Source organism: Polynucleobacter sp. AM-7D1 (genome assembly GCF_018688455.1).
Classification (GTDB): Bacteria; Pseudomonadota; Gammaproteobacteria; order Burkholderiales; family Burkholderiaceae; genus Polynucleobacter.
In genome coordinates this window covers 19,779-33,064 of sequence record NZ_CP061319.1, presented here as the reverse complement: position 1 = coordinate 33,064, position 13,286 = coordinate 19,779, and the positions used below count along the sequence as shown (strand labels likewise).

General features: G+C 45.3%; 15 protein-coding genes and 1 tRNA gene. 6 read left to right on the top strand and 10 right to left on the bottom strand.

Annotation, left to right across the window (positions count from 1 at the left end; genetic code table 11):
• Nucleotides 1-371: 371 nt before the first annotated feature.
• The gene (locus GQ359_RS00180) at nucleotides 372-1,031 is read left to right on the top strand and encodes a GNAT family N-acetyltransferase (protein ID WP_215387029.1); all 660 of its coding nucleotides are present in this window, start codon (nucleotides 372-374) and stop codon (nucleotides 1,029-1,031) included.
• Here GQ359_RS00180 and GQ359_RS00175 read toward each other — a convergent pair.
• The 3 genes from GQ359_RS00175 to GQ359_RS00165 are packed head-to-tail and all read right to left on the bottom strand — an operon-like array spanning nucleotide 1,028 to nucleotide 2,677.
• Complete coding sequence (locus GQ359_RS00175; protein WP_215387028.1) at nucleotides 1,028-1,354, bottom strand: c-type cytochrome; 327 nt, start codon at nucleotides 1,352-1,354, stop codon at nucleotides 1,028-1,030. The two genes, GQ359_RS00180 and GQ359_RS00175, sit on opposite strands and share 4 nt — an antisense overlap.
• Nucleotides 1,355-1,399: 45 nt before the next feature.
• Nucleotides 1,400-2,047 (bottom strand): BON domain-containing protein, encoded by a 648-nt coding sequence (locus tag GQ359_RS00170; protein ID WP_215387027.1) that lies wholly within the window; start codon nucleotides 2,045-2,047, stop codon nucleotides 1,400-1,402.
• A gap of 27 nt (nucleotides 2,048-2,074) precedes the next feature.
• Entirely contained in the window at nucleotides 2,075-2,677 is a 603-nt protein-coding gene (locus tag GQ359_RS00165; RefSeq protein ID WP_215387026.1) for a phosphoheptose isomerase, read from the bottom strand.
• 105 nt (nucleotides 2,678-2,782) lie between these two features.
• Between GQ359_RS00165 and rsmI the strand changes: the two genes are divergently transcribed.
• The gene (gene rsmI / locus GQ359_RS00160) at nucleotides 2,783-3,676 is read left to right on the top strand and encodes a 16S rRNA (cytidine(1402)-2'-O)-methyltransferase (protein WP_215387025.1); all 894 of its coding nucleotides are present in this window, start codon (nucleotides 2,783-2,785) and stop codon (nucleotides 3,674-3,676) included.
• A gap of 51 nt (nucleotides 3,677-3,727) precedes the next feature.
• On the opposite strand, the gene GQ359_RS00155 is transcribed toward rsmI, so the two are convergent.
• Complete coding sequence (locus tag GQ359_RS00155; protein WP_215387024.1) at nucleotides 3,728-4,228, bottom strand: cytochrome c5 family protein; 501 nt, start codon at nucleotides 4,226-4,228, stop codon at nucleotides 3,728-3,730.
• A gap of 105 nt (nucleotides 4,229-4,333) precedes the next feature.
• On the opposite strand from GQ359_RS00155, the gene GQ359_RS00150 reads away from it, so the two are divergent.
• From GQ359_RS00150 to GQ359_RS00140, 3 genes are all read left to right on the top strand, one after another.
• Nucleotides 4,334-4,409 (top strand) — tRNA-Arg (locus GQ359_RS00150).
• Between the two features lie 81 nt (nucleotides 4,410-4,490).
• Entirely contained in the window at nucleotides 4,491-5,633 is a 1,143-nt protein-coding gene (locus GQ359_RS00145; RefSeq protein ID WP_371743380.1) for a fatty acid desaturase, read from the top strand.
• Nucleotides 5,634-5,674: 41 nt separating this feature from the next.
• Complete coding sequence (locus tag GQ359_RS00140; protein WP_112202563.1) at nucleotides 5,675-5,860, top strand: hypothetical protein; 186 nt, start codon at nucleotides 5,675-5,677, stop codon at nucleotides 5,858-5,860.
• A 32-nt stretch (nucleotides 5,861-5,892) separates the two neighbouring features.
• Here GQ359_RS00140 and GQ359_RS00135 read toward each other — a convergent pair whose 3' ends face one another.
• Nucleotides 5,893-6,531 carry an MBL fold metallo-hydrolase gene (locus tag GQ359_RS00135; RefSeq protein ID WP_371822445.1) on the bottom strand — a complete coding sequence of 213 codons (639 nt, stop codon included), beginning with the start codon at nucleotides 6,529-6,531 and terminating at the stop codon, nucleotides 5,893-5,895.
• A gap of 74 nt (nucleotides 6,532-6,605) precedes the next feature.
• Here GQ359_RS00135 and gcvH point away from each other — a divergent pair, with 74 nt between their 5' ends.
• Entirely contained in the window at nucleotides 6,606-6,998 is a 393-nt protein-coding gene (gene gcvH / locus GQ359_RS00130) for a glycine cleavage system protein GcvH (RefSeq protein WP_215387023.1), read from the top strand.
• Here gcvH and priA read toward each other — a convergent pair.
• The 5 genes from priA to atpG all read right to left on the bottom strand — a co-directional run bounded on the left by priA (nucleotide 6,995) and on the right by atpG (nucleotide 13,276).
• Entirely contained in the window at nucleotides 6,995-9,124 is a 2,130-nt protein-coding gene (priA, locus tag GQ359_RS00125; RefSeq protein ID WP_215387022.1) for a primosomal protein N', read from the bottom strand. The two genes, gcvH and priA, sit on opposite strands and share 4 nt — an antisense overlap.
• Nucleotides 9,125-9,390: 266 nt before the next feature.
• Entirely contained in the window at nucleotides 9,391-10,503 is a 1,113-nt protein-coding gene (gene hemE, locus GQ359_RS00120) for a uroporphyrinogen decarboxylase (RefSeq protein WP_215387821.1), read from the bottom strand.
• A 9-nt stretch (nucleotides 10,504-10,512) separates the two neighbouring features.
• Entirely contained in the window at nucleotides 10,513-10,929 is a 417-nt protein-coding gene (locus GQ359_RS00115; RefSeq protein ID WP_015420208.1) for a F0F1 ATP synthase subunit epsilon, read from the bottom strand.
• A gap of 21 nt (nucleotides 10,930-10,950) precedes the next feature.
• Nucleotides 10,951-12,351, bottom strand: a complete 1,401-nt coding sequence (atpD, locus tag GQ359_RS00110) for a F0F1 ATP synthase subunit beta (RefSeq protein WP_015420207.1) — start codon at nucleotides 12,349-12,351, stop codon at nucleotides 10,951-10,953.
• Between the two features lie 55 nt (nucleotides 12,352-12,406).
• Nucleotides 12,407-13,276 (bottom strand): F0F1 ATP synthase subunit gamma, encoded by an 870-nt coding sequence (gene atpG, locus GQ359_RS00105; RefSeq protein WP_215387021.1) that lies wholly within the window; start codon nucleotides 13,274-13,276, stop codon nucleotides 12,407-12,409.
• Nucleotides 13,277-13,286: the final 10 nt, after the last annotated feature.

The window sequence follows — 13,286 nt, the reverse complement described above, 5'->3', positions numbered from 1 at the left end:
TCACTTAGTACCCACAATTATCGGTTGACTAATTTTTAAAGAGGGCTGACTTGTTTCGTATTTCTTAAAAACATTCAGCAGAGAGATGAGACTATATCCCACGTATTTGGGTCTGTCAACACCTTTCGTAGTCTTTTTCTTTAAAAACTCAAAGTTTTTTCTTACTTTTGAAATAAACCCATTAAAAACAATAGGATAGAGATTGAAAAAATTTTGAACTTTTTTTCAAAATTTACGTATTTTTATGAATAGGGCATAAAAAAATGGCGGTAAACCCGCAGTTTTTACCCATCTATTCATTCTCCCCCCGGAAATTACATAAACCTAGGGAAAACCCTGAAAATTTTAGTGATTTCTGCTAAGATACTGCAATGCACCATAAATTAGCGACCAATCACTTACCTAGCAAGCCATATACGGCAGGCTCGGTTGTTCCTGTTCGTGAATTACATGCTGGACACAAGGGTGAGATATTGCGTCATCTTTTACTTCTAAGTGAAGAGGATCGCCGTCTACGCTTTGGCACTCAAACGCCTGATGAGGTTATTCATCATTATGTAGATGAGCTAGATTTCAATAGGGATACCGTTTTTGGCAGCTTTGATTCTGGACTTAACCTGATTGGCATGGCGCATTTAGCCTACTTACCAAAGATCAAAGATCAACCACGAGCCGCCGAGTTTGGTGTATCTGTGCTTCCGACTGGACGTGGAAAGGGCATAGGCACAGCATTGCTAGCACGCGCTTCAGTGCACTCACGCAATACTCGTATCGAAACCTTGTTTGTGCACTGCCTAGCAAATAATAGAGCCATGATGCATCTGGCTCAAAAGGCTGGAATGCGCGTTGAATATGCATATGGCGATGCAGATGCTTACTTGAAATTACCGCCCGCAAATCCCGGCACAATTGTTGAAGAAGCTGCCAATGAGCAATGGGCTGACTTTGACTATGCGCTGAAAGAAAATTTCAAGCGCTCAAATGATGCGTGGTCCTGGTTTCTAGGCAAACCTCTAGTTCGCCCAACTTAATTTGCGCTAGGCGCTCCGCGCAAAATCCAACCTGTTAGTAAAGATACATCGGCATCGCTTAACTTCGCATTTGCTGGCATAGGCACAACACCCCAGGATCCAGAGCCACCTTTAATAATTTTGTTTTTTAAAAACACTGTTGCACCAGGGTCATTCGCATATTTTTTTGCAATCGCCTGAAAACTTGGTCCCACAATTTTTTTATCTTTTGCATGGCACCCTAAGCAAGCACTTTGTTTTGCAAGTGCGAATGCCTTTGCATCATCTGCAGTCGCACTTGCAGAGAAAAGTGAGAGGATGGTGGCGAGCAAAAAAAATTTCACATCTGATCTCAAAAAATAATTTTTCTGACTTACTACCAAAACAACTTACTGCTTTGGAGCAGAGTTAGGCTGAGACTCATCAGCCTTGCCTTGTTTTTCTAGGCGCACTTTTTCTGCCTCAGAAATAATGTCGAAGTAGGCGTAAACATCTTTTACACCGTCAGCGTTGCTTGCTACTTTCTTGGCAATTGCCGCTTCATTTTGCGTCAGAATTCCCATCAAATAAACGCTACTACCTTCAGCAACAATCGCCATCGAATTGGATGGCAACTTATCGGTAAAAATCATTTGTGTTTTGATTTTGGATTCAAGGAAGGCATCGTTCGCGCGAGCTGTATAAGAGCTATTTGGTCCAATGATTAATTCATTAAAAACGGAACGCGCATTCTTCATCGCCTTTACATAAGCGCCAGCCTGGCCTTTAATATCGGCATCTTTAACCTCGCCAGTTAACAATACCTTTTGATTGAATGAGGTGACATTGATGTGCGCATCATCGCCATAACGTTTGGACAGAGCATTTCCTGCCTCCAACTCAATACCCTTATCGATTGCCTGAACTGCAGGCGTGCGACGATCTGCCATAACACTCGCGCCCGCCACAACACCACCAACAGCCAACACACCACAACCAGATAAAAATGATGCAATCAAAAGTGCAGCAAAGAGTTTGATGGTGGGTGTATTTCTCATGTAGGAACTTTCTAATTAGTGAAACTATTAATCAAGCAATAAATGATCTACGCCATCACATAGCGCGTGAAGCAAAACTAAATGTGTTTCTTGAATGCGTGCAGTACGAGTGGAGGGTGCGCACAGATGGATATCATCCGCATCCAATAGGCTTGCAATTTTTCCACCGCCATTACCAGTCAAGGCAATAATTTTGATCCCCATTTTTTTTGCAGCCTCAATAGCCTTCACTACGTTTTTTGAATTTCCTGAAGTAGAAATGCCAATTAAGATGTCGCCTTTTTTTCCAAGGCCGCGTACTTGCTTGCTAAAGATCTCGTCATAACTGTAATCATTTCCGACTGCGGTCAAAATTGAAGTATCGGTTGTCAATGCAATCGCAGCTAACTCTTGTCGCTCTCTCTCAAAGCGGCCAATCAGCTCGGCAGCAAAATGTTGTGCATCTGCAGCAGATCCGCCATTGCCGCAAGCCATCACTTTCCCACCGGCATGCAAACAGTTTGTCATAGCGACTATGCCACGCGCAATTTGCTCCGGAAGTATTTTTTCAGCTTCTTGCTTTACAGCAATGCTGTCCAAGAAATGTTGGGATGCGCGAGCGCGCAAACGTTCGAGGGTATCTTTATCCATCACATTATTATGCGCCAAAGTACGCGCAAGATGTCTATGCTGCCCCTGAATTCAAAAGGGACGTATCCTCTTACTTATTGATATCTCTGCGTAAAAGATTGCCCCATGGAATTAAGCTCCTTTGACTTTTTAAAACAGCAGGATCTTCCTGCGGGAGCCCTGTATATGGTTGCCACCCCTATTGGTAATTTAGGGGATATCACCTTACGCGCGCTGCACGTCCTAAATTCCGTGGATGGTATTGCCTGTGAAGACACTAGGCATAGCGCGCCCCTGCTTCAACACTTTGGGATTCATAAAAAATGTGTCGCCCTGCATGAGCACAATGAAATTGCTGGCGCTCAAAATATTATTGAGCATCTTTCTCAAAACGAACGTTGGGCCTATGTTTCAGATGCTGGCACTCCAGGCGTTTCTGACCCAGGTGCACGCCTGGTAAATGCGGTTCAAAAAGCAGGCTTTCGAATTATCCCCATACCCGGTGCTAGCGCAGTATCTTCTGCCATCTCTGCCAGTGGCTCAGTAATGCTGCCATCGGAAGGACGCTTTCAGTTTCTCGGCTTCTGGCCCAACAAAGCAAAAGAGCGAAGCACGTTCATCAAAGACATTCGAAGTAATTCAAAGGCAAGCATTTTTTTTGAATCGCCACATCAAATCCGCGAAACGCTGATGATGATTAACAAAGAGCTGGAACCAGAACGGCAGATACTGGTGGGCAGGGAACTTACTAAAAAATTTGAGCAACTCGTCACACTCACTGCTGCAGATGTTCCCGCGTGGCTTGATAAAGCAGAAAGCCTCAAGGGTGAATTTATTGTTTTGGTAGCTGGCCGCCAGGCTAATGCCGATGAGGCTCCAGAGCGCTCCTCGCTATTGCTGTGGGCAAATGCACTAAGCCCATATTTAGGTAGCAAGGAAATTGCCGCTGTACTCGCACAAACTCTAGGACTGAGCAAGAAAGATGCCTACCAGGTTGCGCTTGATGCTAAAGACCAGTGATGGACAATAAAAAAGCTGGCATGTAGCCAGCTTTTTCGAATGTGCTAAAAATTATTTAGCGGCAGGGGGATTGGGAGCCTTAGGCTCTGGCAATGTACCACCAGCAGAATTTGCCAAGTAGACTACAGCACGACCCAATTCATAATCGCTAATATCGGCTGGGCTCGCTCCACCTCTGGCTGGCATTGCGCCTTTGCCCTTAACTACTGAGGTCAACAAGCCATCATAACCCTTACCTAGACGAGCGCTCCAAGCGGCAGTATCGCCAAACTTCGGCGCACCAGCGGCACCACTTGCATGGCATGATGCACAGACTGCCTTATATACCTGCTCGCCAGATTGCAACTCACGCGGTTTACTGGCATCTTTAAAGTTTAGTTTTGCAACTGGCTTAATCAATACCTCGGCAGATGCTTCAGCATCCGTACGCTTGCCGTTATTTACAAACACCATTAATAACAAAATAATAATCAGTGGCACAAAAAAGCTAGCAAACACCATGATGATTAGTTGTTTAGGGGACTTAATTAGGTTGCCGTGCGCTTCACTCATAGGACTTTTATCGTTTGACGGGTTGAAAGGTTACTTTGCCGTGATTATAACGAGACCGGGAGGGTATAGGCACTTACAATGGCGTAGTTAGCGAATTTCCTACTGGCGCCCGTAGCTCAGTGGATAGAGTATTGGCCTCCGAAGCCAAGGGTCGCAGGTTCGATTCCTGCCGGGCGCACCAAAACACGGGGGTTTTTGACCTATATCATGCGTAAATTCGTGAAAAAGGCTATCATTTGCACCTAACTTATTGATTCTTATCATGTCAAATCACATAAATCCAGCACTCTCCGAACCATCTATGGCCAATCCTTTGGCCCCTGATCTTCCATTGCCGCATCGCAAGGTCATCCGCAGCTGGCTAATCCCAATGGCTGAAGGGCAAACAGCAAAGGCAATCGCGCTTCTGGTTTTGGACGCGGCTTTGTGGCTGGGCTGTATTGCTGGGACTATTTTTGTTGAAAGCATTCTGATCAAGATCATCTTGGGCTTAGTTGCTGGCTTCGTTACTGGTCGAATCTTCATTTTGGGTCATGATGCCTGCCACCAAAGCTACACACCACACCGCGAACTCAATAAAGTCTTGGGTCGTATTGCATTCTTGCCGTCCTTAACCCCTTATAGCTTATGGGATGTAGGCCACAACGTGGTTCACCACGGGCAAACCAACCTCAAGGGCTTTGACTTCGTCTGGGCCCCCCTATCAAAAGCCGAGTTTGATGCTCTGCCTGCATGGCGCAAAGCGTTAGAGCGTCTTTACCGCAGCGGCTGGGGTCCAGTTTTCTATTACCTCATTGAAATCTGGTGGAGACGCGAGTACTTCCCAAATGCTAAAAACAAGCCCGGCGATCGTCCAATTTTCCTGAAGGACAACCTGTTGGTGACTGGTTTTGCCATAGTTTGGATTGCTTGCCTCATTGCTGGCGCCCTTGCCACCGGTCAATCAGTTTGGCTTGGCCTGATCACCGGCTTTGCTATTCCCTTCTTATTCTGGAACGGGATGATCGGCTTTGTGGTTTATGTTCACCACACCCATCCAAAAGTTTCTTGGTATGACAAGAAATCCGAGTGGTTGCGTGCCCAGCCTTTTGTGTCCACTACAGTTCATTTGACCTTTAACTGGGTTTGGGGCTCTTTAATGCACCACATCATGGAGCACACCGCCCATCACGTAGATATGAGCGTACCCCTATATCGCCTCCAAGAAGCCCAAAATACCCTTGAAACCATCCTTCCAGAGCGTATTTTTGTTCAAAAGTTCTCTTGGGCCTGGTATTTCGATACAGCCCGAAAGTGCAAGCTGTATGACTTTGAAAATAAGGCTTGGTTAGATTTCGATGGCAATAAAACGGCTGATTCAGTCCGAGTTGTCCTGAGCCCAGCCCCAGCGGGACAAAACGGGTAAAATAGATCCTCTGTACAAGATTTGGCTTACCCGGATTGCCCATGACTACCTCGACTCCAGCTGCTACCCAAGAAACCTCACAGAGCCTTAAGTTTTGCTCTTCATGCAGTCGCGAAAAGCGCCTAGAAGGTGGCACCTGGATTCCGACAAGCAATCGGAAGCAACGTTGGATTTGCGCCAGCTGTTTATACAACCGCACGCATCGCACCGGTTCAGCAAAAGCCTAACTTTCAATTAGGCTTCACCAATTCAAACCTGATCAATCCCCAACGTAGGGGTTCGTTTGCCGCTCTTTGCCAAATGTTGACATAGGTCCATGACCAGGAACAAACTGCACGTCATCACCTAGTGGCCACAATTTTGTCTTAATGGCATTAATTAAGTCGGCATGATTACCACGCGGGAAATCTGTTCTGCCGATTGATCCAGCAAATAAAACATCGCCAACTAAAGCCAGGCGATCTTCTTTATCAAAAAACACAACATGACCTGGCGTATGGCCCGGACAGTGCAGCACTTCTAAATCAACATTACCAACTTGTACATGATCGCCATCCTCTAACCAGCGAGTAGGCAAAAATGCTTTTGCATGCCCAAATCCAAAGCGTATAGTTTGCTCAGGCAATTGATCTAGCCAAAACTGTTCATCAATTTGTGGGCCTTCAATTGGTACGCCCAGTTGATCAGCTAAGTCCTTAGCTGCAGCACAATGATCTAGATGGCCGTGAGTTAGTAATATCTTTTTAACCGTGCCGCCCAGTTGTTTAACGCCATCCAAAATCTTGTCTATATCTCCACCAGGATCAACTACCGCTGCATCCCCTGTTTCTTGACAAACCAAGATTGAACAGTTTTGTTCGAATGGAGTAACGGGCACAATTCCTAATTTGATCGGCATAAATAAGAAACGCTTAAAGTTATTAGCCACTAGTTGATGGCAAAGACGCTAGAATATGTCTCACAGGATACACAATGAAAACTCAAGACACATTTAAATTTGCAGAATCACATGAGTGGGCCAGCATCGAAGATGATGGGCTAGTGTGGGTCGGCATCAGCAATCATGCCCAAGAATCTTTAGGTGATGTCATGTTTTTTCAAGCGCCAAAAGTTGGGCAGCAAGTGAAGCAAGGCGAAGCCATCGCAGCAATAGAGTCCGTTAAAGCTGCAAGTGATATTCATGCGCCTATTAGTGGCGAGATCGTTGCCCTGAATGACTCTATGGATTCCAGTCCTGAGTTGGTGAACGAAAACCCTTATGCAGTTTGGCTATTTAAAATTAAACCAGCATCAACAGAATCTCTGACTGTCGATCTAGATGCTTTAATGTCCCTTGCGCAATATGAATCTGGCCCAGGCGCCTAAATACTGATTGGGTCTCGCTCTACGAGCCAACGAATGCGGGATGTCTTACTGATTCTTCCGGTGGATTCTTGGCGTAAATCTTGATCAATCATTTCAAGGGCCTCTTGTAAAGTCTTGCGATTGACTGACTCAATTAATAACTGGGCGCGCTCTGAACCAGCCACTCGCATGACCGGCTTGGGCACGGGATCATAGACCTTCAGCTCTTTTGTAATCATCCCTCGACTTTTCATGCGAGTCTTCAGTTCATTCAAAAACTGAATCGCTTTATCTAGACTTTTTCCTTCCGCGTGAATAAGGGCTTGATAAGAGTAGGGCGGTAACTTTGCCTCTTCACGCTCGCTCGCAATAAATGCTAGAAATCCATCGACATCGTGTCTAAGTAAATATTGAAACACTGGTGACTCGGGGTACTGAGTCTCGATATAAATATCACCACCAGAATCAGTACTACTGCCAGATCTACCCGCCCGACCAGCCACTTGAACTAACTGCGCAAATAATCTTTCTGCAGCTCTAAAGTCCGCTGAATACAGTCGACTGTCTGAATCTAATACTGCAACTAATCCAATATTTTGATAGTCGTGCCCCTTGGCAATCATTTGAGTGCCAACAACAATATCTGCATTTCCATTATGTATTTCCTGAAAGAGTGCTTCTGCTCCCTTGCTCTTTCTACTTGAGTCTGTATCGACCCGTAGCACTCTAGCTTGTGGCCACATTTCCTCTATTGCATCTTCTAGCTTTTGCGTTCCATGACCAAGCGTTTTTAAATCGGCATTGCCACAATCTGGGCAGAACTGAGGAATAGGTTTAACTAATCCGCAATGATGGCAACTCAACACTGGTCTTTTCCCCAATGCTCCTGCCTTATGCATCACGGTGTAGGTTGAGCATTGTGTGCACTTTGACAGCCAATTGCAGGCCGAGCAACTCAGTACAGGGGCATAACCCCGGCGATTAATCAAAATTAAGCTCTGCTTTTTTTCACCCAAAGTCTTAGTAATAGCACTTGCTAGCGTTTTACTAATTAGGCTTTTTTCCTTTGGCGCACCTACATCACCCGGACTAAATTGATTTTGTGGATCACGCGTATTAATCAAATGGACGCTGGGCAAGCTTGCACCCTGGGCGCGCTGATCCAGTCGGATATATTCATATCGACCAGATTGAGCAGCAAGCCAAGTTTCCAATGATGGTGTTGCAGAAGATAAGAGGATGGGAATTCTTTGATCATGGGCACGCCATATTGCTAAGTCTCTAGCAGAGTAACGCGTTCCATCTTGTTGCTTGTAGGATGGGTCATGCTCCTCATCCACCACGATTGCTCGTAAATTTGGCATTGGCGTCAATGCTGCCAACCTTGTTCCCAAAATGATCTGTGCTTTACCAGTCATTGCCTCATACCAAGCAATCCCCCTTTTCTTTTCGCTGACTCCACTATGCAGTACAGCCATTTTTTTATCAGGAAAGTATGCCTTAACGCGTCTTTCTAGTTGTGGTGTTAAATTAATTTCTGGCACCAGCAACAGCACCTGTGCGCTCTCATCTTGTAGGATGCTTGCTAGCCAATTTAGAAAAACAGCAGTCTTGCCGCTTCCGGTCTGACCCTGTAATAGGATTGCTCTAAATTGATTTTCTTTTTCTTGATTTACTAATAATTCTTGCAGGGCATTTTTTTGGCTTGGATTTAATTGTTCTTGGCTTATCAATCCCTCCGCAATGACATCAAGCTTTTTTTTGCTCTTTTTAGCTGATTCTAGTTTTTCGGGAATTTTTTCCCAGTTATCAGCCTTTTTCCACATCTGCGGGATAACTGGCAAGATAGTTTCACCAAGTGCATGAACGTAATACTGGCTTGCAAAATTCATCAGCCGCAATAATGAGGGATCGAATGCCGGAAGGGGGGCAAGGCGATCTATAGATTTGAGCTTTTCTATCTCATATTCGGAGTGATCACTCACTTTTATTACAACTCCAATTTCTTTACCCCGTGCGAAGGGTACCTCCACTACATTACCTATTTCGGGGAATTTGCCTAATTTTTCTACATCCCATAGATAGTCGAACCCCTGCGCCAGAGGCTTATCTATCACTACCTGAACAACAATGGGATATTGGGTCATTTATTCTTATTATCTGCCTTACCCTGTGGATAAGTCTGTGGATATCATTCGCTACTTTATATTTCCATATCTATTTTATAGGAATGTACTTCTGCACAGAATTTCAGCAATTTTGTAATTAACCATATAAATCAATAATTTATATCGCTTATTAAATGTGAAAGTTGATAATTCTCTTGAATCTCGCTGTATTTAAGGTTTTGCACATTTCTGTGCATAACTTTTGCCACAAATTGGCTAAAGTTAGCAATTACTTGTGCTTATTGCTATGCCCGAAGGGCTTTTGACTTAGAGATTACAGCCTCCGAGAGGGCTGTCACACTTTCAGGTGGCGTGAATTGGTTAATGCCATGGCCCAAATTGAAAATGTGGCCATCAAGCGAGTGTAAACCTGGCTTTAATGCTGGTGCACCAGCTAAGTCTGTCAAAAGGTCTTCAGCTGCACTTACAACTTGCTTTAGCTCTGAGAACAAAATGAGAGGGTCTAAGTTTCCTTGCAATGCCAAGGGCTTATTGATGTCTAAAAGCTGCTTGCGGGCACGGCTTAGGCGCATCGTCCAATCAATCGCAATAACATCTGCACCTACTTGAGCCATATCATTTAACCAAATACCACCCCCCTTAGTGAACATAATTACCGGAATCTTGCGACCCCCATGTTCACGCGGTAGTAGTGCAATCACTTTTTGCATCGCCGCCAAAGACATGCGCTGATACCAACCGTCAGGAAGTAAACCTCCCCAGGTATCAAAAATCATGAGTGCTTGTGCGCCAGCCTTTACTTGCTCAATTAAATAAGCGGCTACTGACTGCACATTAATTTCAAGAATGTGTTCCAGCAAATCTGGCCGGCTAAACATCATGGTTTTGGCATGTCGAAAATCGTCAGAACCAGAACCATCAATCATGTAGCAAGCCAATGTCCAAGGGCTTCCAGAAAAACCAATTAGTGGGACGCGCTGCTTGCCATCCTGGATCAATGCTTTACGAATTTCTGAAACTGCGTCGAATACATACTGGAGCTGACCCATGTCAGCCACGTGTAATTTTTTTACTGCCTCTTCCGTTCGAAGGGGGTGCTCAAAACTCGGGCCTTCACCTGCAGTAAATTTCAAGCCCAATCCCATTGCATCGGGAATAGTCAAGATATCAGAAAATAAGATCGCTGCATCCAATGGATAGCGATCCAATGGTTGGAGCGTTACTTCGGTGGCATATGCGGGATTTTTTGCGAGGCCGAGAAAACTTCCAGCTCGAGCGCGCGTAGCGTTGTACTCAGGCAGATAACGGCCCGCTTGGCGCATGAGCCAAAGCGGTGTTTGATCAACCGCTTCGCCCAAGCAGGCTTTTAAAAACCGATCATTTAACAGCAAAGAGATGGCCGGCTCTTACTTTTTACGACGGAAACGAGCAATTGCTGCAAGCTGTGCTGCTGCCATTGCAAACTCAGATTGAGCCAATGCCAAATCAAAGTCGGTGCCACGATTTTGCATTGCTTCTTCAGCACGCTTCTTGGCTTCGTTAGCTTTAGCTTCATCTAGATCATGGCCACGAATAGCAGTATCTGCCAATACAGTGACATGATCAGGCTGAACTTCTAAATAGCCGCCCGCAACGAATACAAACTCTTCATCACCATCAGCTTTTTCAATACGAACTGAGCCTGGACGAATGCGTGTAATCAAAGGAGTGTGGCCGCGCAAAATACCGAGCTCGCCATTCTCACCAGGAAGCGCAACAAACTTGGCTTCACCGCTGAAAATAGATTGCTCAGCACTTACTACATCGACGCGTATGGTTGACATAATTTCCCTAGATGAGTTCGATTAAAGCTTCTTAGCTTTCTCGATGGCTTCATCAATTGAACCCACCATGTAGAACGCTTGCTCAGGCAAGTGATCCAACTCACCGCTGCAAATCATTTTGAAACCACGGATAGTTTCTTTTAATGGAACGTATTTGCCTGGTGAACCAGTAAATACTTCAGCAACGTGGAAAGGCTGGGACAAGAAACGCTGAATCTTACGTGCACGTGATACAGCCAATTTGTCTTCTGGTGACAACTCATCCATACCCAAAATAGCAATAATGTCGCGCAATTCTTTGTAGCGTTGCAATGTCATCTGAACTTCACGAGCCACTTCATAGTGCTCTTGACCAACCACTTGTGGGTCGAGCTGACGGCTGGTTGAATCCAATGGATCAACCGCTGGGTAGATACCCAAAGCAGCAATATCACGTGACAACACAACTGTGGAGTCTAAATGCAAGAAGGTTGTTGCTGGTGATGGATCAGTCAAGTCATCCGCAGGAACGTAAACGGCCTGAATAGATGTAACAGAACCAGTCTTAGTTGAAGTAATACGCTCTTGCAACTTACCCATTTCTTCAGCCAAAGTAGGTTGATAACCCACAGCTGAAGGCATACGACCTAACAACGCTGATACCTCAGTACCTGCGAGTGTGTAACGGTAGATGTTGTCAACGAAGAACAAAATATCACGGCCTTCATCACGGAATGCTTCAGCCATTGTCAAACCAGTCAACGCAACGCGCAAACGGTTGCCTGGAGGTTCGTTCATCTGACCAAACACCATCGCCACTTTGTCTATAACGTTCGATTCTTTCATCTCGTGGTAGAAGTCATTACCTTCACGAGTACGTTCACCAACACCAGCGAACACTGACAAACCAGAGTGTTGCTTAGCGATGTTGTTAATCAATTCCATCATGTTCACGGTCTTACCAACACCGGCACCACCGAACAAGCCAACCTTACCACCTTTAGCAAACGGGCAAACTAAGTCAATAACCTTAATACCGGTTTCTAACAAGTCAACGGAAGGCGAGAGCTCATCAAACTTTGGTGCTGGCTGGTGAATTGCGCGACGCTCTTCAGTAGCGATTGGGCCTGCATCATCAATTGGGCGACCTAAAACGTCCATGATGCGTCCTAATGTTGCCGGGCCAACAGGAACAGAAATTGGACCGCCAGTAGATTTCACTTCCATGCCGCGACGCAAACCATCGCTTGCACCCATGGCAATCGCACGAACTACGCCGTCGCCAATCTGTTGTTGCACCTCAAAGGTCAAACCTTTTTCAGCAAATGATTTTTCGCCGCTATCAACTAATGTCAACGCATCATAGATGTTTGGCATTTTGTCGCGTGGGAACTGAATGTCCACCACTGGACCGATACACTGCACGATATTTCCGTTACTCATCGCATTTCTCCGCTTTTAATTCCTGAATTCTTTCGTATTCCTAAACGCTGACCGCTTAAACCGCAGCCGCTCCGCCAACAATTTCTGACAACTCTTTAGTAATGGCAGCCTGTCGTGTCTTGTTGTACTCCAATTGCAATTCGCCGATTACATTCTTCGCATTATCTGAAGCGGCCTTCATGGAGACCATGCGTGCAGATTGTTCAGAAGCCATATTCTCAGCAACAGCTTGATAAATCATTGCCTCTACGTAACGCTTGAGCAAGCCATTCAAAATCGACTCTGCATCCGGCTCGTAGATGTAATCCCAAGAATTTCCTGTCTTCTCTTCTGGAGCTACCGCAGCAGGCTCCAAAGGTAAGAGTTTTTCTAAAACAGGCTCTTGTTTCATTGCATTAACAAAACGTGTGTATGCCAAATAAACAGCATCTATTTCACCACGCTCAAACGCTTCCAATTGGGCAGTAATTGCACCAATCAAAACATCCATATGAGGCGTATCGCCAATCTGAATTGTTTGAGAAATGAGTTTTGCTTTTGAGCGATTTAAAAACTGAAGGCCCTTAGAACCAATGGCAGTGTATTCAATGCCAATATTACTGCCTTCCATATCGCGCACTTGGTTTGCAATCAGACGCAATACGTTGGTATTCAAACCGCCGCATAAACCTTTGTCTGTTGTAACCAAAATCGTGCCAATTTTCTTCACTTCACGAGTGGCCATATAAGCAGGGCGGAACTCGGGATTTGCTTTAGAAAGATTAGCAACAATCTCACGAATTTTTTCTGCGTATGGACGCGCATTACGCATGCGCTCTTGGGCACGACGCATCTTAGATGCGGCGACCATTTCCATTGCTTTCGTGATCTTGCGCGTGTTTTGCACGCTCTTGATCTTAGATCGTATCTCTTTTGTGCTTGCCATGATTTATGCG

What these genes read in the sequence shown, in the direction of transcription:
- GQ359_RS00155 (WP_215387024.1), bottom strand. Translation starts at nt 4,228, where the DNA reads ATGAGTGAAGCGCACGGCAACCTAATTAAGTCCCCTAAACAACTAATC.
- GQ359_RS00180 (WP_215387029.1), top strand. Translation starts at nt 372, where the DNA reads ATGCACCATAAATTAGCGACCAATCACTTACCTAGCAAGCCATATACG.
- GQ359_RS00135 (WP_371822445.1), bottom strand. Translation starts at nt 6,531, where the DNA reads ATGCCGATCAAATTAGGAATTGTGCCCGTTACTCCATTCGAACAAAAC.
- GQ359_RS00115 (WP_015420208.1), bottom strand. Translation starts at nt 10,929, where the DNA reads ATGTCAACCATACGCGTCGATGTAGTAAGTGCTGAGCAATCTATTTTC.
- gcvH (WP_215387023.1), top strand. Translation starts at nt 6,606, where the DNA reads ATGAAAACTCAAGACACATTTAAATTTGCAGAATCACATGAGTGGGCC.
- GQ359_RS00170 (WP_215387027.1), bottom strand. Translation starts at nt 2,047, where the DNA reads ATGAGAAATACACCCACCATCAAACTCTTTGCTGCACTTTTGATTGCA.
- atpD (WP_015420207.1), bottom strand. Translation starts at nt 12,351, where the DNA reads ATGAGTAACGGAAATATCGTGCAGTGTATCGGTCCAGTGGTGGACATT.
- GQ359_RS00145 (WP_371743380.1), top strand. Translation starts at nt 4,491, where the DNA reads ATGTCAAATCACATAAATCCAGCACTCTCCGAACCATCTATGGCCAAT.
- GQ359_RS00140 (WP_112202563.1), top strand. Translation starts at nt 5,675, where the DNA reads ATGACTACCTCGACTCCAGCTGCTACCCAAGAAACCTCACAGAGCCTT.
- rsmI (WP_215387025.1), top strand. Translation starts at nt 2,783, where the DNA reads ATGGAATTAAGCTCCTTTGACTTTTTAAAACAGCAGGATCTTCCTGCG.
- atpG (WP_215387021.1), bottom strand. Translation starts at nt 13,276, where the DNA reads ATGGCAAGCACAAAAGAGATACGATCTAAGATCAAGAGCGTGCAAAAC.
- GQ359_RS00165 (WP_215387026.1), bottom strand. Translation starts at nt 2,677, where the DNA reads ATGGATAAAGATACCCTCGAACGTTTGCGCGCTCGCGCATCCCAACAT.
- priA (WP_215387022.1), bottom strand. Translation starts at nt 9,124, where the DNA reads ATGACCCAATATCCCATTGTTGTTCAGGTAGTGATAGATAAGCCTCTG.